This window comes from Nonomuraea sp. CX421, from assembly GCF_059358955.1.
On sequence record NZ_JCADBK010000001.1, the window covers coordinates 518212 to 536718 of the forward strand.

Here is an 18507-nt window from a genome sequence, read left to right on the forward strand (position 1 = left end):
GACGGGTGGGCCTCAATCGGGGCTCTGCAGATCGAGGTCGGCCCGCAGCCGCACACCTTGCTCGTCGGGCTCGGTCAGCCCGGCCAGCAGTGCCGTGATCGGGCCGCGCCCGGGCAGCTCACCCTCGGGGTCGACGTCCGCCCAGGGCGCGAGCACGAACGCCCGCTCGTGCGCCAGCGGATGCGGCAGGGTCAGCTCTGGGTCGTCGCAGACCGTGTCACCCACCATGATCAGATCGATGTCCAGCGTACGCGGCCCCCAACGCTCCAGGCGTTCGCGGCCGAACGCGTTCTCGACTCCCTGCGCCCGCTCCAGCAGCGTGCGCGGCTCCAGCGTGGTCTCGGCGATCACGATCGCGTTGAGGAACGGCCGCTGCCCGGGAGGACCTCCCACCGGATCGGTCTCGTAGACCGGCGACGCTCGTACGAACTCCAGGCCCGGAGCGTCGAAGAGTGTGTCGATGGCCCCCTGCAGCGTGTCGAACCGCTGGCCGAGATTGCTGCCGAGAGAGAGGACTGCCTTCATGGGCGGCTCCGCTCGATCGTCACCGTGACGTCGTCGAAGGGTAGCGGAATCGGCGCCGCCGGCTTGTGCACGCTCACCTCGACCGAGCGCACCAGCTCGTCGGCCAGGCACACGTCGGCGAGGCGCTGCGCCAGCGTCTCGATCAGTTGGACGGGCTCCCCCTCCACGACCTTGACCAGTGCCTGGGCGAGCTCTCCGTAGTGGACGGTCTTGCTGAGATCGTCGGTCAGTGCGGCGGGCCGGGTGTCGAGGAACAGTGTCGCGTCGATGACGAACTCCTGCCCCAGCTCACGTTCGGCCGCCAGCACGCCGTGCCGCCCACGGGCCCGCAGGCCCGTCAGCGCGATGCGATCAGCGCTCAAGCTCGCCTTCCTCCTCCTCGTCCTCGTCGCCCTGGAGCACGGGCGAGCCGTGGTGCATCCACAGCCGCCAGCCCTGAGCGGTCCGGATGTAGACGTTGCTGGCCACGACCTTGCCCGCGGCGAAGCTGGACTCACCCTCCTCGCCGGCCGTCAGGATGTTCTCGACGCAGGTGAGGACGGCCACGTCGCCCAGCACAGTCGTGTGGACGTCGGTCAGCACGAACTGGATGTAGGTGGTGTTGGCCATGATGAGCGCCCACGAGCGCAGCACCTCGGACCGCCCGGCCAGCAGGGTCCAGCCCGGGTGAACACAGCTGACCTGCTCGTCGCCGGTGTCCTCGGCCCAGATCTCGGTCATCCTGTCGAGGTCGGCGTCCTCGATGGCGGTGTAGAAATCCTGGTTGACCGTCTCGATGGCAGCGGTGTCGACGCTCATGTATTGGCTCCGGCTCTCTTCCATGCGGCGGCCACGCGCACGGCATCGGCGTTGGGACCTACCTGGTGAACCCTGACGCACCAGGCCCCGGCGTGCGCGGCCAGCGCCGTCACGGCCACGGTGGCGTCGTCGCTGCGACCGAACGGGCGAGGGCTGCCGTCGGCGCCGGCCAGCAGCCGCCCCAGGAACCTCTTGCGCGAGGCCCCGATCAGCAGCGGGTAGCCGAGCTCGGCCAGCTGGGAGGCGCCGGCCAGCAGCGCCCAGTTGTGGGCGGCGTTCTTGGCGAAGCCCAGCCCGGGGTCGATCACGATCTGGTCCTCGGACACACCCTCGGCGAGCACCAGATCGACCCGCTTGGCCAGCTCCTCGCGCACCTCGGTGACCACGTCGGTGTAGACGGCCCTGCTGTCCATGTCGTGGCTGTGGCCGCGCCAGTGCATCACCACGTAGGGGACGCCGGTGGCCGCGACCACGCGGGGCATGGCCGGATCCGCCAGGCCGCCGCTCACGTCGTTGACCAGCCTGGCCCCGACGGCGACGGCGGCTCTGGCCACCTCGGCGCGCATCGTGTCGACGCTGACCGCCACACCCTCCGCGCTGAGCGCCCTGATCACGGGCACCACCCTGGCCAGCTCCTCGTCGAGCGGCACCCTGGCGGCGCCGGGCCGGGTGGACTCGCCGCCCACGTCGACGATGTCGGCCCCCTGCGCGACCAGGTCGAGCCCGTGCTGGATGGCGACCGTCTCGTCGAACCACTCACCGCCGTCGGAGAACGAGTCAGGCGTCACATTGACCACGCCCATGACGAGACACCGCTCCTCGGCGGCCAGCCCCGGCACGCTAGTCGGCAGGCTTGTCATGGGCCAAGCCTAGGCTCTTGTTCATACCCGTTGATGTCATGGGTCCCCCATTGTGCATAACGAATCCCACGCGGCCATCGGGTGGCCGGCCGAGCGTCGCCGCGTCAGCTGTGGAGGATGAGGGACATCGCCTCGGCCCGGGTCTTGTCGCTGGTGCGGAAGTCGCCGCGGACCGCCGAGGTGACGGTCTTGGCGCCCGGCTTGCGGACTCCGCGCATCGTCATGCACAGGTGCTCGGCCTCCACCACGACGATGACCCCGCGCGGCTCCAGCACCCGCATCAGGGCGTCGGCGATCTGCGAGGTCATCCGCTCCTGCACCTGCGGCCGGCGGGCGAAGACGTCGACCAGCCTGGCGAGCTTGGACAGGCCGGTGACCTGCCCCTTCTCGTTGGGGATGTAGCCGACGTGGGCCTGCCCGTGGAACGGCACGAGGTGGTGCTCGCAGGTCGAGTAGACCTCGATGTCCTTCACCAGCACCATCTCGTCGTGGTCGACGTCGAAGACCTTGGTGAGGACGTCCTCGGGCTGCTGACCGAGGCCCGAGAACTGCTCCGCGTAGGCCCGCGCGACCCGCGAGGGGGTGTCGAGGAGGCCGTCACGGTCGGGATCCTCGCCGATGGCGTAGAGGATCTCCCGGACGGCCTTCTCGATCCGGCCCAGATCGACCTCGTGCTGAGACGTCACGCACTGTCTCCGGAAGGCAGCGCGTCCTGGTGGCCCGTGGGGAGCGAGCCGTTGCCCGACTGCTCCTTGGGGGTCAGGATCGGCGGCCGGTCGGACGGGAGCCGCTTGCCGTAGCCCGCGTAGGACGGCCGGTGTTCCTTGACCACCACGGGTGCGAAGACGCGCAGCACCTGGTCGCGGGAGAGCGTCTCCTTCTCCATGAGCTCGAGCACCAGGTTGTCGAGCACGTCGCGGTATTCGACCAGGATGTCCCACGCCTGGTCGTGCGCCGACTCGATCATCCGGCGGACTTCCTCGTCGATCGTCGAGGCGATCTTCTCGGAGTAGTCGCGCTCGTGCCCCATCTCGCGGCCCAGGAAGACCTCGGCCTGGCCGGTGCCGAACTTACGGGCGCCGAGCTGCTCGCTCATGCCGTATTCGGTCACCATCCGGCGGGCGACGGCCGTGGCCTTCTCGATGTCGTTGGAGGCGCCGGTGGTGGGCTCGTGGAAGACAAGCTCCTCCGCCGCACGGCCGCCGAGCAGCATGGCGAGCTGGTCCATCATCTCGGACCTGGTGGCCAGGAACTTGTCCTCCATCGGCAGCGTCATCGTGTAGCCGAGGGCGCGGCCGCGGGACAGGATCGTGATCTTGTGCACCGGGTCGGAGTTGGGCAGCGCGTGGGCCACCAGCGCGTGACCGCCCTCGTGGTAGGCGATCATCTTCTTTTCCTTGTCGGACATGACCCGGGTCTTGCGCTCGGGCCCTGCCATGACGCGGTCGATCGCCTCTTCGAGGGTCTCCATCGTGATCAGTTTCTGGTCGGCCCGCGCGGTCAGCAGCGCGGACTCGTTGATCACGTTGGCGAGGTCGGCACCGGTGAACCCGGGCGTGCGGCGGGCGATGACGTCGAGGTCGACGTCGGACGCGAACGGCTTGCCGCGGCCGTGGACCTTGAGGATGCCCTTGCGGCCCTCGAGGTCGGGACGGTCGACGGTGACCTGCCGGTCGAACCGTCCGGGACGCAGCAGCGCCGGGTCGAGGATGTCGGGCCGGTTGGTCGCGGCGATCAGGATCACGCCGCCCTTGACGTCGAAGCCGTCCATCTCGACGAGCAGCTGGTTGAGCGTCTGCTCACGCTCGTCGTGACCGCCGCCCAGGCCGGCGCCGCGGTGGCGGCCGACGGCGTCGATCTCGTCGATGAAGATGATCGCCGGAGCGTTGGCCTTGGCCTGCTCGAACAGGTCGCGGACCCGGGAGGCGCCGACGCCGACGAACATCTCGACGAAGTCGGAGCCGGAGATCGAGTAGAACGGCACGCCCGCCTCACCCGCGACCGCGCGGGCGAGCAGGGTCTTGCCGGTGCCGGGCGGGCCGTACAGCAGCACGCCCTTGGGGATCTTCGCGCCGATCGCCTGGAACTTGGCCGGGGCCTGCAGGAACTCCTTGATCTCCTGGAGCTCCTCGATGGCCTCGTCGGCGCCCGCGACGTCGGCGAAGGTGGTCTTGGGGGTGTCCTTGGTGATCAGCTTGGCCTTGGACTTGCCGAAGCTCATCACCCGCGAGCCGCCGCCCTGCATCTGGTTCATGATGAACAGGAAGAGCAGCACGATGATGACGATGGGCAGGAAGCTCACCAGGATGCTGACCAGGATGCTGTCCTGGGGCACCTCGGTCGTGAAGCTCTTGGTCTTGCCGGCCTGGAACTGCGTCTGCAGCTCCTCGGTCAGCTTGGGCCCGTAACCGGAGACCCAGTCGGACTGGATCGTCTTGGTGGGGGTGTCACCCGGCTTGACCGGGATCGCGTTGTAGAGCGTGAGCTCTATGCGCTGGTCCTTGTCGACAATCTTCGCGTTGCTGACGTTTCCAGTGCGAATTTGCTGAAGGACCGTGGACGTGTCGGCCTGCTTGAAATTACCGCCGCCGCTCCAGAGCTGGGTGACGAGCAGGAGCAGCACGACGATGCCCAGGATCCACAGCAGTGGCCCACGTGTAAATCGCTTGAGATCCATCCGATGCGGAACCCCCTTGCGGGCCCGTCCCTTCCTGACCATGGCCTGGAACCCCGGGGAGCGCCCGGGGCCGCGACATCCGGCGCCGCGACTTCTGACTACCCGAAGGGGACGCGCGGTCACCCTTCCGGAGTCAGAAGGTACACCTGCACAGCGTGCGGCGGCACCGCCCGCTGGACCGGTCTTGCCCTACCAACGTACGTCAGGGTGCCCGGTGTTCCCGGCGGCCGGCGGTATCAGGACTTGTACACATGGGGCGCGAGGGTCCCGATGAAAGGCAAGTTACGGTAGCGCTCGGCGTAGTCGAGGCCGTATCCGATGACGAACTCACTGGGGATGTCGAAGCCGACGTACTTGACGTCGATCGGCACCTTCAGGGCGTCGGGCTTGCGAAGCGCGGCGCAGATCTCAAGGGACGCGGGGTTGCGCGACTTGAGGTTCTCGAGCAGCCAGTGGAGGGTCAATCCGGAGTCGATGATGTCCTCGACGATCAGCACATGACGGTTCATGATGTCGGTGTCGAGGTCTTTCAGCACCCGCACGACACCCGACGACTTGGTGCCCGCCCCATAGGACGAGACCGCCATCCAGTCCATCTGCACGGGCACGTGCAACGCTCTGGCCAGGTCGGCCATCACCATGACGGCGCCTTTGAGCACCCCCACGAGCAACACGTCCTGGCCCGCGTAGTCAGCGTCGATGCGCCCGGCCAGCTCCTTGATCTTGGCCTGGAGGTCGTCCTCTGAAATGAGGACCTTCTCCAGGTCCTTGCCCATGTCGGCAGCGTCCACGTGTGGTTCCTTACGGGATGGGACGGGTGGCGAGTATCAGGGTCCCATACCGTCGAACGGCCGACAGACCGCCGGGCAGGTCGACGGCTTTCTGCCCGCGCCAGTGCGTGATCAGCCGGTCCACGGCGAGCACGTGCGTCGCCGACAGCGCTCCGGAGGGCGCCCCCGCCGCGAGCGCCGCCCGCCGCAGCACCCTCCGGCGCACCGCGGCCGGCAGCCCGCCGAGCCCCTCCACGGCGAGCGTCACGCACCCGCCGATATCGCTAAGAGCGCAATCGTCGTACGCCTTCGCGGCCCACCCGTCGAGGGCGTCGGCGTCCTCCCGCGCCATCGCGGCGGTGCGGGCGAGCGCCTCGGCCACCCCGGGACCGAGCTCCGCCTCCAGCACCGGCAGGATTCTGGCACGCACCCGCACCCGGGTGTAGCGGGGGTCCTCGTTGTGCGGGTCGTCCCACGGCGTGAGGCCGAGCGCGCGGCAGGCGGCGACGGTGGTGGCCCGCGAGAGCTCCAGGAACGGCCTGCGATAACGGCCGCTTCTGGCGGCCATCCCCGAGATCGACCTGAGGCCGCTGCCCCTGGCGAGGCCGAGCAGCACGGTCTCGGCCTGATCGTCTCTCGTGTGGCCGAGCAGCACGGTCGCCGCCTGGAGCCGGTCGGCCGCGCCGGCCAGCGCCTCGTATCGGGCGTCGCGGGCGGCCGCCTCGGGCCCGCCGGCGGTGCCGACCTGGACGGTGAGGACCTCGGCGAGCTCCAGGTCGAGCCGGTCGGCCATCGCGGCCACTCGGGCCGCCCGCTCGGCCGAGCCGGGCTGGAGCCCGTGGTCGACGGTCAGCAGGCCCGCCCTGAGCCCGGCCCGCCGGGCGACGAAACCGAGCGCCGCCGCCAGCGCGAGGGAGTCGGCGCCGCCACTGCAGGCGGCCAGCACCAGCCGGCCCTCGGGGACGTCGGCCAGCGACTCGCGGACGACCCGGCGGACGTCGGCTACGGCTGGTTGCGGACCCACAGGCTCCATTGTCGCCGAGATCGTGGACCGGCGATCTCGGTGAGGGTCAGGCGGGCAGCGCCGGGGCGTCGACGACGCGGCGGATCCAGGCGGCGGGGTCGGAGATCTCCGGGGTCGTCGGCAGCGTCTCCGGGGAGGTCCACACCTTGTTGAACCCGTCGATGCCCACCCTGTCGACCACGGTGCGCACGAAGGCGGAACCCTCGGCGTACTGCTTCATCTTCAGCTCGATGCCCAGCAGGCGGCGCATCGTGCGGTCGAGCCGGGAACCACCCTCGCGGCGCTGCGCGAACTTGGACCGGATGATCGCGACCGAGGGCACGACCGAGGGCCCCACGGCGTCCATGACGAAGTCGCCGTGGCCCTCCACCAGGGTCATCACGGCCGTCAGCCGGTCGAGGATCTCCTTCTGGCCGGGCGACTGGATGGCGTCGATGAGGTTGCCCTCGCCGCCGCGCACCACGTCGGCCACCGTGTCGGCGGCGCTGCGCAGTCGTTCGAGCACGGTGGGCAGGTCGAGGTCGGAGGCCAGCAGGAACTCGGTCATCTGCGACCGGATGTACTCGCGCAGCCAGGGCACCCCGGTGAACTGCACCCGGTGGGTCTCCTCGTGCAGGCACACCCAGAGGCGGAAGTCCTGCGGGTTGACGTTCATCTCGCGCTCGGCGTGCACGATGTTGGGCGCGACCAGCGTGAGGCGGCCGGCCGGCTCACGGCCCGTCGGGTCGGGCGGCAGGAACAGCTCGTACTGCCCCAGCACCCGCGAGGCGAGGAAGGCCAGCACGGCGCCCACCTCGACGCCGGTGATGCGGGAGCCCACGGCGGCGACGATGGCCGGAGGCGGGGTGGCGGTGCTCGTCATGCGTTGGGTCAGCGGCTCCAGGACGACGCGGAACCCTTCGACGTTGGCCTTGATCCAGCCGGGGCGGTCGACGATCGTCGCCGGCTGCGGGGCGGTCTCGGTGTGGATTTTGGTGAACTCGCGGACGTGTCCCTCGGCCTCTCGGGACAGGGTGCGGAGCTCGGTGACGGCCTGCCTGGCCTCCTCTCGGCTCACCTGAGGACCGGGGCGCACCAGGCGCGTGCCGGTCGTGACGGCCAGATCCCAGTCGATCACCTGCATACCGTCCACCGTACGTGCTCCATGCTCGTACCGCGAAGAAGCCCCCTTATGACCTCGCCACGATGGCGGCGAGGCGGTCGAGGACGGGTTCGGCGTTGGACGGGACCTGGTCGGCCATGAAGGCGAAGGTGACGAGCCGGCCGTCCTTGGTCGTGGCCAGCCCCGCGAGCGTGTTGACGTTGTTGAGGGTGCCCGTCTTGGCCCGGACGAGGCCCACCTGGCCCTTGCTGTCGCCGCCGGTGAAGCGCCGGCCGTTGCCGAGCGTGCCGGAGAACCCGGCGATCGGCATGCCGGAGGCGAGCGCGCGCAGGTCGGGCTGGCCGGCGGCGAGCGCGATCAGCCGGGCCAGCGCGTCGGCGCTGATGCGGTTGCGCGTGGACAGGCCGCTGCCGTCGTGGACCTCAATGCCCTTGGCGACGCCGCGGCGCTGGAGGACTGCGTGGACGGCGTCGCTCGCGCCCGCGAAGGAGGCGGGCTTTCCCTCCTTGACGGCCACCTGCCTGGCCAGGGATTCGGCCAGATCGTTGTCGCTGTAGGTCAGCGCGCGCTCGACGAGGGCGTAGACCGGGGCGGACTCGACCCTGCCCAGCTCGGCGGCCCCGGGCGCGGCCCTGGCCGGGCGCATCGTGCCCGCGACGCCGATGCCATGCCTGCGCAGCAGCCCCGCGAAGGCCGCGGCGGCGAAGCGCGGCGGGTCGGACACCCGCGGCCGGGAGTGCCCGGGGTACTGCCGGCCCGCGTCGATGGTCAGGGCGTGCACCGGGGTGACCTCGCCGTCGGGCACGTAGTTGGGCTTCCAGCCGGGGGCGCGCGTAGGGCCGGTGTAGAGGGAGGCGTCGTACGAGAGCGTGACCTTGGTGGTGCCCCGCGCCTTGAGGGCCTTGGCGGTGCGGGCGGCGAGCGTGGCGAGCGTGGGCTGCCTGGGGTAGGCGCCGGGCTTGGCCGACGGGCCGGCCAGCGTGGTGTCGCCGCCGCCCACCAGCACGATCGAGCCGGCCGACGCGCCGTCCACCACCCGCGTGGACAGGCGGGCGTCGGGGCCGAGCGCGGCGAGCGCCGCGGCGCAGGTGACGACCTTCGTGGTCGAGGCCGGGACAATGCCGGTCTCGGGATCGGCGGCGAAGACGCGCTCGCCGGTGGCCGCGTCGATGACGACCGCGCCGACCCTGTCACCGAGCGCCTTGTCACCCAGCGCGTCGGTGAGCTGTCGCGTCAAAGTACCCTTGGTCGGGAGAGGTCCGTCTCCGGCCCTCGCCGGCAGCTGGGCCAGCACAGGGCCCGCGGTGACCACGGGGACGGGAGGAGTCTCCTCGGGAGACGCTGTCGGCGTGGTCGGTGCAGGCCCGCTCGTCAACGTGCTCAGGTTGAGATCGTCGCGCAGCACATGGACGCCGGTGACGATGGTGACGACCTGCAGCAGGACGAGTGTGGTCAACATCACCCACCGCTCGTGCCGCGCCACGTCGCCTGACCTCTCTCTGGTGTTCGCCTACGAGACATTAACGCCCAACCGGGGGTACCCGGGGGCTCGAGCGGAGGAACCGCGGTGGAGTTCGACGTTGTCGTTGAGATTCCCAAGGGGCAACGGAACAAGTACGAAGTGGACCATGAGACCGGCAAGATCAGGCTCGACCGGCTCCTGTTCACCTCCACGCAGTACCCCGCCGACTACGGCTTCATCGAGAACACCCTCGGTGAGGACGGCGACCCGCTCGACGCGCTGGTGCTACTCCAGGAGCCGACGTTCCCCGGCTGCTACATCACCTGCCGGGCGGTCGGCATGTTCCGGATGACCGACGAGAAGGGCGGCGACGACAAGGTCCTCTGCGTCCCCTCCACCGACCCCCGGATGGAGCACATCCGCGACATCCACCACGTCGCGGAGTTCGACCGGCTGGAGATCCAGCACTTCTTCGAGGTCTACAAGGACCTGGAGCCCGGCAAGTCCGTCGAGGGCGCCAACTGGGTGGGCCGCATGGAGGCCGAGGTCGAGATCCAGCGTTCGTTCCAGCGGGCCAAGGACACCGATCACGCCCACTGATCACCCCTGGGGCCTGGTGGCGCCCACGAGGTCGGGGCGCCACATCGAGGCGATTCGCACCACGTCGCCGGTCTGCGGAGCGTGCACCATCATCCCGTCGCCGACGTACATGCCCACGTGGTGGATCGTGCCGGGGTCGCTGGAGACGTAGCCGAAGAACAGCAGGTCGCCGCGGCGTAGCTGGTCGAGCGGGATGTGCGGGCCGGACGTCCACTGGGTGCCCGTCCAGTGGTCGATCCGCACCCCGGCCTGCTCCCAGGCCCGCATGGTCAGGCCGGAGCAGTCATAGCTCGACGGCCCGTCGGCGGCCCACACGTACGGCTTGCCGAGCTGGGTCAACGCCCAGTTGGCCGCCACGTCGCCCATCAGCGAGCCCGTCCCGCGCAGCGCGGCGCTGTAGCCGACCTGCCGCAGCGCCGCCAGTCGCTGCCTGGCCAGCCGGTCGGCCCGGCCGCGTGCCGCCTCGACCCGCCGCCGCAGGTGCGCGCGCTCGGCCCGCAGGTCCTTGGTCTCGGCCCGCTGCTCGGTCACGGCCCGCACGGCGGCGGCCTGCGCCTGTTCGGCGCGCTCGGTGGCGGCCTCGTGCTCGGTGTAGGCGTCGGCCGCCTGGGCGCGCAGGATGGCCGAGACCTCCTGCGCGTCGCGCAGGCGGCCGAGGATGTAGGCGCGTTCGCCGCTGAGTTGTTCGAGGGTGCTGGCCCGGTGCAGGTAACCGTCCTGGTCGCCGGTGTCGCTGATCAGGAGGATGGCCGAGCTGCTCACGTTGAACCCGCCGTAGCTCTGCGCCGCCATCAGGGCCACCGCGTCGCGCGCCAGCGCCACCTCGGCCTCGGCCGCGCTCAGCCTGGCCCGCGCCAGGTCGAGTGTCTCGCGGGCCTGCCGGAGCCGGACGAGCTCGCCGTTGTAGGCCTCGACCAGACGCTCCGCTCCGGCGGCCAGGTCATGGAGCCGGGCCTCGGCCGTGGCGAGCGCCGCGCTCGCCACGCCCAGGTCCTTCTTCCTATCGCGTACGGCGTGCCGCGCCTCGGCGAGGTCGTGCGGCGACGGCCGGGGGTCGGCGTGGGCCGGTGTGCACAGCAGGAGGGCCAGGCAGGCGACAAGTCCAGCCCTGACGGTGTGCATAGATCCCCCTCGGATGTGGTCTATGCACACCGTTCCCACCAGTCACTCTTCGCACACCCGTCACTTACGCAACGTAATCAGAGCTGGTCCGGGCCTCAGGTCGGAGTCGCCGTGGGCACGGGGGTTTCGGGCGGCGTGACGGTCGGAGCCGGGTTGGCGGTCGGCGTCGCGGTCGGCGTGTGGGGATGTCGCGGTCTGTCCGGACGTGGGCGGAACGGCCCGGGTTTCGGGGTGGCGGGGCAGGGCGTGGGCGGGTGGCTCTGGTGGTCACGGGGCTGCCGGCGCGGCGGCTCCTTGGGACCGGTCGGGCCGGTCGGGCCGGTCGGGTCGGCCGAGATGACCGGGTGGCCGGTGGGTTGCGGCTTCGGCGTGCCGTCGGGCCGATGGGTCGGGTGGGTCGGAGGGGTGGCGCGGGGCGAGGCGCCCGGAGGGGCCGTCGTCAGACGCGCGCCGGGCGTGACGACCGGGCCGTTCGGCGAGGCCGAGCCCGTCGCCCCCACCGGGACGGTGTCGCGCATGTCGAGGATGGGCTGAACGTTGACCGGGGAGTCCTGGGGGGCGGCCAGCCACGGGAGCCTGATGCCGGGCGAGTCGCCGATCACCGGCAACGCGACCGCGCCGATGCCGGACCCGGCACGCTCCTGCCTGCCGAAGTCGTTGAGGAGCATCGCTATCGCCACCACGGTCGCGACCGCCGCCATCGCGCCCGCCACCGCCTGAGGCCACCGTCGAGCCGGCCTGCCACCGGGGACGGGAAATCCGGCGCCGTCCAGCGCTCCGGACCGCCTGGCCACGTAGCGCCGGTAGGGCACCAGGCCGGGGTCGGCGAAGCAGCTCATCACCCTGACCCTGAGCGACTCGGGCAGCGTGACCACCGGCAGCAGCTCGAAGACCTTCGCCTCGGACACCTGACGGGCGCGGTGGGGCGAGCAGGCGACGCACAGCGGCACGTGGCGGACCAACCGGTCGCGCAGCTCCGGGGTCAGCTCGCCGGCGAACCCGGCCAGGATGCCCGCCCGGGCCGGGCACTCGTAGGGGCTCTTGCGGGCCAGAATCTCGGCGGTGATCGCGTCACGGAGCCGCTCGCGGGCCTCATGCCGGCGATCCTCGACCTGGCGCGGCGCCACCCCGAGGATCGCCGCGAGGTCGGCGGTCGGCATCTCGTGCCTGGCCGACAGCTCCAGCACCTCGCGGTGGGCCGGACCCAGGCTCTGGGTCGCGTTCCACGCCATGACCCGCAGGTCGGCGTCGGCGGGCTCGACGGGCGGCGCCTGGGCACCGCCGGGCGGGCTTTCGCCGGGGCCCGCGGCCCGGCGGCGGCGCAGGCATTCGCTCCGGGCCAGCGCGTAGAGCCACGGCCGGAGACGGTTGGGATCGGCCAGGGAATCGGCGTGCGCCTCAGCCGCGATCAACGTGTCGCGGAGTGCCACCTGGGCGCCGTCGGAGTTGCGGAGAAGGGACCAGCAGTATCTGTAGATGCCCTCGGCGTGCGCATCGTAGAGCGCCGCGAGGGCACCCGGGTCGTCGGCGCGGAGTGCCTCGACCAGGACGCGGTCATTCATGTGACCGAAGGTAATGGATTGGTAACTAGTAGTTCTACCCTTTCACCATGAATAGCTGCGATCACTATCGGGACGGCCGATAAAAAACAACTCTTTCACCTACCGCGCGGTGCGGAATTTCACTGCCTGCCCGATTTATTGCCTTATTCGATTGAGATTTACCATAGGAGGAGATAGCGGGAAATAGGGCGAGCCGCGCCCGGGAACAGGCGCGGCTCTCACTGCTTGCCGGTCACGATCTGGCTGCCACGGTCCACGGCGAACGGCGGGGTCGTGGGCTTGATCGTGTGCAACGGGACCGCGCCGCCCAGCGCGAGATCCTCGTACGGCCGCGCGGTCGAGCCCCAGGTGCGGGCCGTCACCTCGGTCCTGGCCACCTCGACCCCCTTGGGCAGCCCCTCGATGGTCAGGATGAAGCGCGGTGGGCGGCCCGCCTTCACGTCGTCGGCGAACGTGCTGCCTCCCCCGAGCAACTTGCCCGCCTTGTCACGCAGCAGCGCGCTCACCACCAGCGTGCTCGCGGGCAGTTGGTACGGGTTCGCGATGTATCCGGTAATGAGGTACGACCCGTTCTTCTGCGGCAGGGTCTGCACCCGCGTGACGGGAAACTGCTTGAACGCCGAGACGATGCGGGCCGCGGGCCGCCACTGGGCGGGGCGGTAGCCGATCGTCACCTTGACCGGTTTCTTCGTGGCGGACGTCTGGCCGGTGAAGGCCAGCGAGCCGCCCGGCGGCACCGCGTCCAGCGGTTGCTCCATCTTGACGACCTCGGCGCCGGCGGCGTCACGCCCGACGACCGTGGCCACGACATGCTCGCCGAAGTGCCATGGGTTGGCGTTGGCGAGGACTCCGGCCCAGTTCACGGTGTAGCCGTCAGGTGATTTGACGACGTTCGACACCTGCTCCTTGAGCGTGAGCGGCTTGAGCTGGGGCTCTGGCGGTTTCTCCGTCGAGCACGCGGCGAGACAAATCGCCCCGAGTGCGAGGAGGCTGACGGTTCGGCTACGCGGGATCACTTTGCCGTGATAGCCCCTCCATGGGTGCGGCTGGCAGAGGACACGCGCCAGCCGTACCAACTCTTTAACGCGGACGGACGACCCTGGCCTCGTCCCAGACCGGTTGTGGCGCCTCGTAGACCGTGCCGTCGGAGCCGAACACCAGGAAACGGTCGAAGTCGGCGGCGAACCAGCGGTCGTGGGTGACCGCCACCACCGTGCCGTCGAAGGCGTCGAGCCCCATCTGGAGCGCCTCGGCGCTGGCCAGGTCGAGGTTGTCGGTCGGCTCGTCGAGCAGCAGCAGCGTGGCGCCCGACAGCTCCAGCAGCAGGATCTGCAGCCGCGCCTGCTGTCCGCCGGAGAGGGTGTCGAACCGCTGGTCGGCGATCAGCCCCGCCAGCTCGTAACGGGCCAGCGCCTTCATGGCCTGGCTCTTGTCCTTGGCGTGCTCGGACATCACGATCTCGACCGGCGTGCGGCGCAGCAGGTCGGGCCGGGCGTGCGTCTGCGCGAAGTGGCCGGCCACCACGCGGGCGCCCAGCCTGGCCACGCCGGAGTGGCCGACCGGCTCACCCGCGAGCAGCCGCAGGAAGTGGGACTTGCCCGAGCCGTTGGAGCCGAGCACCGCGACCCGCTCGCCGTACCAGATCTCCAGGTCGAACGGCCGCATGAGACCGGTGAGCTCCAGCTGCTCGCAGATGACCGCGCGCTTGCCGGTGCGTCCGCCCTTGAGGCGCATGCTGATGTTCTGGTCGCTGGGGGCCACCTCGGGCGGGCCCGCCTCCTCGAACCTGCGCAGCCGCGTCTGGGCCGCGTGGTAGGGGGCGGCCATGCCGTCGTTGTAGCGGGCCTTGTTCTTGAGCATGTTGACCAGGGCCTTGATCTTGGCGTGCTCCTCGTCCCACCGCCTGCGCAGCTCGTCGAGGCGCTCGTTGCGGGCCCGGCGGGCCTCGGCGTAGGTGGCGAAGCCGTCGCCGTGGATCCAGATGTTGCCCGACTCGACGGTGACGATGCGGTCGGCGGCGTTGGCGAGGAGCTGACGGTCGTGGCTGACCAGCAGGACGGTCTTGGGCGTCTCGCGGAGCTGCCGCTCCAGCCACTCCTTGCCCGGCACGTCGAGGTAGTTGTCGGGCTCGTCGAGCAGCAGCGTCTGGTCGGGGCCGCGCAGCAGCGCCTCCAGGACCAGCCTCTTCTGCTCACCGCCCGACAACGTGGACACTTCCCGATATTTCACGTTGTCGTACGGCACGCCGAGGGCGGCCACCGTGCACGTGTCCCAGAGCACCTCGATGTCGTAGCCACCGGCGTCGGTGTAGTCGGTGATCGCCTGCGCGTAGCGCAGCTGCGCCTTCTCGTCGTCGCGCTCCATCATCACCAGCTCGGCCTGCTCCAGCCGCTCGGCCGCCTGCCGCACGGACGGAGGGGCGACCCCGAGCAGCAGGTCGTGCACCGTGCTGCCATCGCGCACGCTGCCGATGAACTGACGCATCACGCCGAGCCCGCCGGAGCTGGCCACACTCCCCTCGACCGGCTGCAGGTCTCCCGCGATGAGCCGCATCAGCGTCGTCTTGCCCGCGCCGTTGGGCCCGACCAGCGCGGCCTTGACCCCCTCACCGACCCGGAACGACACGTCGTTGAGCAACGGCCGCCCGTCAGGCAGCACGTAGGTCAGGTGTCCTACTTCGACGTGTCCCACGACGATTCCTCTCCAAAGGTCCTCGCGCAGCGTACTCGCCGCTTTCGCCGACGGGCACCTCATTTCCGCTGGTGCGGCACCACGTCGAGCGGGCGCGCCCTCGGCCGCGAGGTGGACATCGACCGGATCTCGCCGACGCCGTGGAACGCCGACGCCGTGGAACAAGCTGTTCACACTTCAGAGCCATCCGAACGGTTACCCGGGAGGGCTCACAGGAGGGCTGGACAGTAAGTGATCTAATGACTAGAACTGTAGGCAGCCATCCTCCCCCCAAGGACGGACGTGTGATGACGCGATTCCGGTCAGCCCTCATCCCGTTAGCCGCCGCGACGCTGCTCGGCCTGACCTCGGTGCCGCAGCAGGCGTTCGCCGCCCCGCCCAAGCCGGTGCCCTCCGTGGCCGTCGCCCAGCAGGCCACGGAGGCGTCCTCGTGCGCCCCCACGGTGCGCGGCGCGACCATCGACCCCAGGCTGACCAGCCTGTTCACCACCTACGGCGACGACAACAGCCGCCTGGACGACTGGACCGGCGCCGACGGCACCTACTCGCTCCGGCTGCCGAACGGACGTGAGCTGTGGGTGTTCTCCGACACGTTCCTCGGCCAGGTCAACGCCGACGGCTCCCGGCCGCCGGTGGTCGAGGAGGGCGGCACCACCGTCTTCCTGAACAACTCCTTCGCCGTCGAGCGCGACGGCCGGCTGTCGACCATCCACGACGGCACCGCCGATCGGCCGACCGCGGTGATGCCGCCGCGCGACCAGAACCACTGGTACTGGGCCGGCGACGCCACCCTGGCCGGGGGCATCGTCGAGGTGACCTACCAGGAGTACGAGCGCTTCGGCGCCGGCGCCTGGGACTGGCGCTGGCACCGGAACGTGGTCGCCAGGTTCGCGCCGGGGCGCCTCAACCAGCCGATCAGCGTGCACGACCTGCCCTCGGGGCACGGCGTGGCCTGGGCCTCCGGGATCCTCAAGACCGGCGGTCACACCTACGTCTACGGAGTGGAGGACCACGGGTCGCCGAAGTACATGCACATCGCCCGGGTCAAGGGGCAGAGCCTGCTCGGCCGGTGGGAGTTTCTCAGGGCCGACGGCACCTGGTCGCCGAACGAGGCCGACTCCGCCCGCGTGATGAGCGGCGTGGCCAACGAATACAGCGTGAGCCGCGTCGGCGACGGATACGTGCTGATCACCCATGACACGACCGAGGTGCTCAGCCCCGACATCGTGGCCTACTCCTCCTGCTCGCCGTTCGGGCCGTTCACCGGCAAGCAGCACGTCTACACCACCCCTGAGACGGGCGGGAACATCTTCACGTACAACGCCCACGCGCATCCCCACGCGGCGGGTCATGGCCTGGTCGTGTCCTACAACGTCAACAGCTTCGTCAACACCGACCACTACCGCGACGTGTCGATCTACCGGCCCCGGTTCATCGACGTGACCTTCGAGTGAGACGCAACTGGGGCGCCCGCCTGCGGCGCGTCGTGATCGACGGGCTGCGGGCGGTCGTGCTCGAGAACGAGCAGCTCCGCGTGACCGTCGTGCCGGGCAAGGGCGGCGACGTGGTGGAGTTCCTGTACAAGCCCAGCGACACCGACTTCGTCTGGCTCTCCCCGCAGGGCCTGCGTGACCCGGCCGGCCATCTCCAGGGCGCGTCCGACGACGTCGCCCAGTTCGTCGACCACTACGAGGGCGGCTGGCAGGAGGTCTTCCCCAACGGCGGCGCCCCGAGCGAATACCGGGGCGCGCGGCTGGCCCAGCACGGCGAGGTCGCGGGGCTGCCGTGGGAGGCCGAGGTCGTGGCCGACTCCGAGCAGGAGGTCGCGGTCCGGCTCAGCGTGCGGACCAGGCGGCTGCCGTACCTGGTGGAGAGGACGTTGCGGGTGCGGTCCGGCACCGCCGCGCTGGAGATCGAGGGGCGGGCCACCAACGAGTCGGGCGTCGAGGTGCACGCGATGTGGGGCCAGCACATCGTGTACGGCCGGCCGTTCCTGCGGCCGGGCGCCCGGATCCGGCTGCCGGCCGGCGTCATCGTGGTGCCGCACGAGAGCGCGATCAGCCCGGCCGGGCGGCTGGTCCGGGCCGGCGGGCCGTGGACGTGGCCGGTGGTGCCCGCCGAGGGTGGCGGCGAGATCGACCTGAGCGTGGTCGGGGCGCCGGGGGCGCCGAGCGACATCGTCTACCTGACCGGGTTCACCGAGGGCTGGTACGAGATCTCGGCCGGCGTCGGCCTGCGGGTGGAGTGGGACGCGGCGCTGCTGCCCCATCTGTGGATGTGGCAGGAGTTCGGCGCGACGACCGGCTATCCCTGGTGGGGGCTGGCGTACACATTGGGGCTGGAGCCGTTCTCCAGCATGCCGACCGACGGGCTGGCCACGGCCGTGGCCAACGGCACGGCGCTCACCCTGGCCCCCTATGAGAGCAAGGTGTCGAGGTTGCGGGCGGAGGTTCTGGCATGAGCGAGTTCGGCGGGAAGGTGGCGCTGGTCACGGGCGGTTCGATGGGCATCGGGCGGGCGGTGGTCGACCGGCTGGCCGACGGCGGGGCGTCGGTGGTGTTCTGCGGCGCCGACAAGGACGCGGAGTTCGACGGCGAGCAGGTGACCGGTGTGGTCGCGGACGTCCGGCGGGCCGGCGACATGCGCGACCTGGTCGACCTGGCCGTGACCCGCTACGGCGGGCTGGACGTCGTCGTGACGTGCGCGGGCGTGCAGCGCTACGGCACGGTCGTCGACACCCCCGAGGACGTCTGGGACGAGGTCCTCGACATCAACCTCAAGGGCGTCTACCTCACCTGCCAGGCGGCCATCCCCCAGCTGAGGGCGCGCGGCGGCGGGTCGATCGTGCTGATGTCGTCGGTGCAGGCGTTCTCCTCGCAGACGCGGGTGGCGGCCTACACCGCGAGCAAGGCCGCGCTCAACGGGCTGACCAGGGCGATGGCGCTCGACCACGCGCCCGACGGGATCCGGGTGAACGTGGTCTGCCCGGGCTCGGTGGACACACCGATGCTGCGCTGGGCGGCCGACCTGTGGCGGGGCGATCTGTCGCAGGACGAGCAGGTGGCGCAGTGGGGCCGCGCTCATCCGCTGGGCCGGGTGGCCAGGCCGGAGGAGGTGGCGGAGCTGGTGGCGTTCCTCGCGGGGCCCCGCTCGTCGTTCATCACCGGCACGGAGCACCGGGTGGACGGCGGGCTGCTGGCGCGCAACCCGGCGGCGCTGCCCGAGTGAGCGACGCGGGGCCCAGCGGCCGGTCCGCGCCGAAGCCAGCAGTCGACGACCGGTCGACATCCGGCGCCGGACCTCAACGGCCGACG

At 70.6% G+C, this 18507-nt stretch carries 18 protein-coding genes; 4 read left to right on the top strand and 14 right to left on the bottom strand.

The features are described from left to right. Nucleotides 1–12: 12 nt before the first annotated feature. The 10 genes from folK to dacB all read right to left on the bottom strand — a co-directional run bounded on the left by folK (nt 13) and on the right by dacB (nt 9215). Nucleotides 13–525: a 2-amino-4-hydroxy-6-hydroxymethyldihydropteridine diphosphokinase gene (folK, locus tag AC5L3X_RS02410; RefSeq protein WP_494854755.1), complete on the bottom strand. Its 513-nt coding sequence runs from the start codon at nt 523–525 to the stop codon at nt 13–15. Continuing rightward, nucleotides 522–887, bottom strand: coding sequence for a dihydroneopterin aldolase (folB, locus tag AC5L3X_RS02415; protein WP_189122205.1), 366 nt, complete (start codon nt 885–887; stop codon nt 522–524). Before folB ends, folK begins: the two co-directional genes overlap by 4 nt. Then, nucleotides 877–1323 carry a nuclear transport factor 2 family protein gene (locus AC5L3X_RS02420; RefSeq protein ID WP_189122206.1) on the bottom strand — a complete coding sequence of 149 codons (447 nt, stop codon included), beginning with the start codon at nt 1321–1323 and terminating at the stop codon, nt 877–879. The genes folB and AC5L3X_RS02420 overlap by 11 nt, the downstream gene beginning before the upstream one ends. Next, on the bottom strand, nt 1320–2183 hold the full coding sequence (gene folP / locus AC5L3X_RS02425; protein WP_494854757.1) for a dihydropteroate synthase: 864 nt from the start codon (nt 2181–2183) through the stop codon (nt 1320–1322). Before folP ends, AC5L3X_RS02420 begins: the two co-directional genes overlap by 4 nt. A gap of 104 nt (nt 2184–2287) precedes the next feature. Continuing rightward, nucleotides 2288–2869, bottom strand: a complete 582-nt coding sequence (gene folE, locus AC5L3X_RS02430) for a GTP cyclohydrolase I FolE (RefSeq protein ID WP_189122207.1) — start codon at nt 2867–2869, stop codon at nt 2288–2290. Further along, nucleotides 2866–4860 (bottom strand): ATP-dependent zinc metalloprotease FtsH, encoded by a 1995-nt coding sequence (gene ftsH, locus AC5L3X_RS02435; protein WP_189122208.1) that lies wholly within the window; start codon nt 4858–4860, stop codon nt 2866–2868. Before ftsH ends, folE begins: the two co-directional genes overlap by 4 nt. 236 nt (nt 4861–5096) lie before the next feature. Next, nucleotides 5097–5651: a hypoxanthine phosphoribosyltransferase gene (gene hpt / locus AC5L3X_RS02440; protein WP_225262021.1), complete on the bottom strand. Its 555-nt coding sequence runs from the start codon at nt 5649–5651 to the stop codon at nt 5097–5099. A gap of 10 nt (nt 5652–5661) precedes the next feature. Next, nucleotides 5662–6663 carry a tRNA lysidine(34) synthetase TilS gene (gene tilS / locus AC5L3X_RS02445; protein ID WP_494854760.1) on the bottom strand — a complete coding sequence of 334 codons (1002 nt, stop codon included), beginning with the start codon at nt 6661–6663 and terminating at the stop codon, nt 5662–5664. Nucleotides 6664–6700: 37 nt separating this feature from the next. Next, the gene (locus AC5L3X_RS02450; protein WP_189122561.1) at nt 6701–7777 is read right to left on the bottom strand and encodes a zinc-dependent metalloprotease; all 1077 of its coding nucleotides are present in this window, start codon (nt 7775–7777) and stop codon (nt 6701–6703) included. A gap of 46 nt (nt 7778–7823) precedes the next feature. Continuing rightward, nucleotides 7824–9215: a D-alanyl-D-alanine carboxypeptidase/D-alanyl-D-alanine endopeptidase gene (dacB, locus tag AC5L3X_RS02455; RefSeq protein ID WP_494854956.1), complete on the bottom strand. Its 1392-nt coding sequence runs from the start codon at nt 9213–9215 to the stop codon at nt 7824–7826. 108 nt (nt 9216–9323) lie between these two features. Here dacB and AC5L3X_RS02460 point away from each other — a divergent pair, with 108 nt between their 5' ends. Then, nucleotides 9324–9818 carry an inorganic diphosphatase gene (locus tag AC5L3X_RS02460; protein ID WP_189122210.1) on the top strand — a complete coding sequence of 165 codons (495 nt, stop codon included), beginning with the start codon at nt 9324–9326 and terminating at the stop codon, nt 9816–9818. Here the strand turns inward: AC5L3X_RS02460 and AC5L3X_RS02465 are convergent, their stop codons facing one another. The 4 genes from AC5L3X_RS02465 to AC5L3X_RS02480 all read right to left on the bottom strand — a co-directional run bounded on the left by AC5L3X_RS02465 (nt 9819) and on the right by AC5L3X_RS02480 (nt 15193). Beyond that, nucleotides 9819–10940, bottom strand: a complete 1122-nt coding sequence (locus AC5L3X_RS02465) for a C40 family peptidase (protein ID WP_494854762.1) — start codon at nt 10938–10940, stop codon at nt 9819–9821. Nucleotides 10941–11035: 95 nt separating this feature from the next. Next, on the bottom strand, nt 11036–12502 hold the full coding sequence (locus AC5L3X_RS02470) for an RNA polymerase sigma factor (protein ID WP_494854763.1): 1467 nt from the start codon (nt 12500–12502) through the stop codon (nt 11036–11038). Between the two features lie 218 nt (nt 12503–12720). Then, nucleotides 12721–13401, bottom strand: a complete 681-nt coding sequence (locus tag AC5L3X_RS02475) for a hypothetical protein (protein ID WP_494854764.1) — start codon at nt 13399–13401, stop codon at nt 12721–12723. Nucleotides 13402–13582: 181 nt separating this feature from the next. Beyond that, nucleotides 13583–15193 (bottom strand): ABC-F family ATP-binding cassette domain-containing protein, encoded by a 1611-nt coding sequence (locus tag AC5L3X_RS02480; RefSeq protein ID WP_494854765.1) that lies wholly within the window; start codon nt 15191–15193, stop codon nt 13583–13585. 287 nt (nt 15194–15480) lie between these two features. Between AC5L3X_RS02480 and AC5L3X_RS02485 the strand changes: the two genes are divergently transcribed. From AC5L3X_RS02485 to AC5L3X_RS02495, 3 genes are read left to right on the top strand one after another with little or no spacing between them, the layout of a single operon-like run. Further along, nucleotides 15481–16647, top strand: coding sequence for a DUF5005 domain-containing protein (locus AC5L3X_RS02485; RefSeq protein WP_494854766.1), 1167 nt, complete (start codon nt 15481–15483; stop codon nt 16645–16647). Continuing rightward, the gene (locus AC5L3X_RS02490; RefSeq protein WP_494854767.1) at nt 16644–17654 is read left to right on the top strand and encodes a DUF4432 family protein; all 1011 of its coding nucleotides are present in this window, start codon (nt 16644–16646) and stop codon (nt 17652–17654) included. Before AC5L3X_RS02485 ends, AC5L3X_RS02490 begins: the two co-directional genes overlap by 4 nt. Then, on the top strand, nt 17651–18421 hold the full coding sequence (locus AC5L3X_RS02495; RefSeq protein WP_494854768.1) for an SDR family NAD(P)-dependent oxidoreductase: 771 nt from the start codon (nt 17651–17653) through the stop codon (nt 18419–18421). The genes AC5L3X_RS02490 and AC5L3X_RS02495 overlap by 4 nt, the downstream gene beginning before the upstream one ends. The last annotated feature ends 86 nt before the right edge of the window (nt 18422–18507 follow it).

Bases quoted from the DNA above. Each gene is read 5' to 3' on its own strand.
- folK (WP_494854755.1), bottom strand. From the start codon at position 525: ATGAAGGCAGTCCTCTCTCTCGGCAGCAATCTCGGCCAGCGGTTCGAC.
- AC5L3X_RS02420 (WP_189122206.1), bottom strand. From the start codon at position 1,323: ATGAGCGTCGACACCGCTGCCATCGAGACGGTCAACCAGGATTTCTAC.
- folP (WP_494854757.1), bottom strand. From the start codon at position 2,183: ATGACAAGCCTGCCGACTAGCGTGCCGGGGCTGGCCGCCGAGGAGCGG.
- ftsH (WP_189122208.1), bottom strand. From the start codon at position 4,860: ATGGATCTCAAGCGATTTACACGTGGGCCACTGCTGTGGATCCTGGGC.
- tilS (WP_494854760.1), bottom strand. From the start codon at position 6,663: ATGGAGCCTGTGGGTCCGCAACCAGCCGTAGCCGACGTCCGCCGGGTC.
- AC5L3X_RS02450 (WP_189122561.1), bottom strand. From the start codon at position 7,777: ATGCAGGTGATCGACTGGGATCTGGCCGTCACGACCGGCACGCGCCTG.
- dacB (WP_494854956.1), bottom strand. From the start codon at position 9,215: ATGTTGACCACACTCGTCCTGCTGCAGGTCGTCACCATCGTCACCGGC.
- AC5L3X_RS02465 (WP_494854762.1), bottom strand. From the start codon at position 10,940: ATGCACACCGTCAGGGCTGGACTTGTCGCCTGCCTGGCCCTCCTGCTG.
- AC5L3X_RS02470 (WP_494854763.1), bottom strand. From the start codon at position 12,502: ATGAATGACCGCGTCCTGGTCGAGGCACTCCGCGCCGACGACCCGGGT.
- AC5L3X_RS02485 (WP_494854766.1), top strand. From the start codon at position 15,481: ATGACGCGATTCCGGTCAGCCCTCATCCCGTTAGCCGCCGCGACGCTG.
- AC5L3X_RS02495 (WP_494854768.1), top strand. From the start codon at position 17,651: ATGAGCGAGTTCGGCGGGAAGGTGGCGCTGGTCACGGGCGGTTCGATG.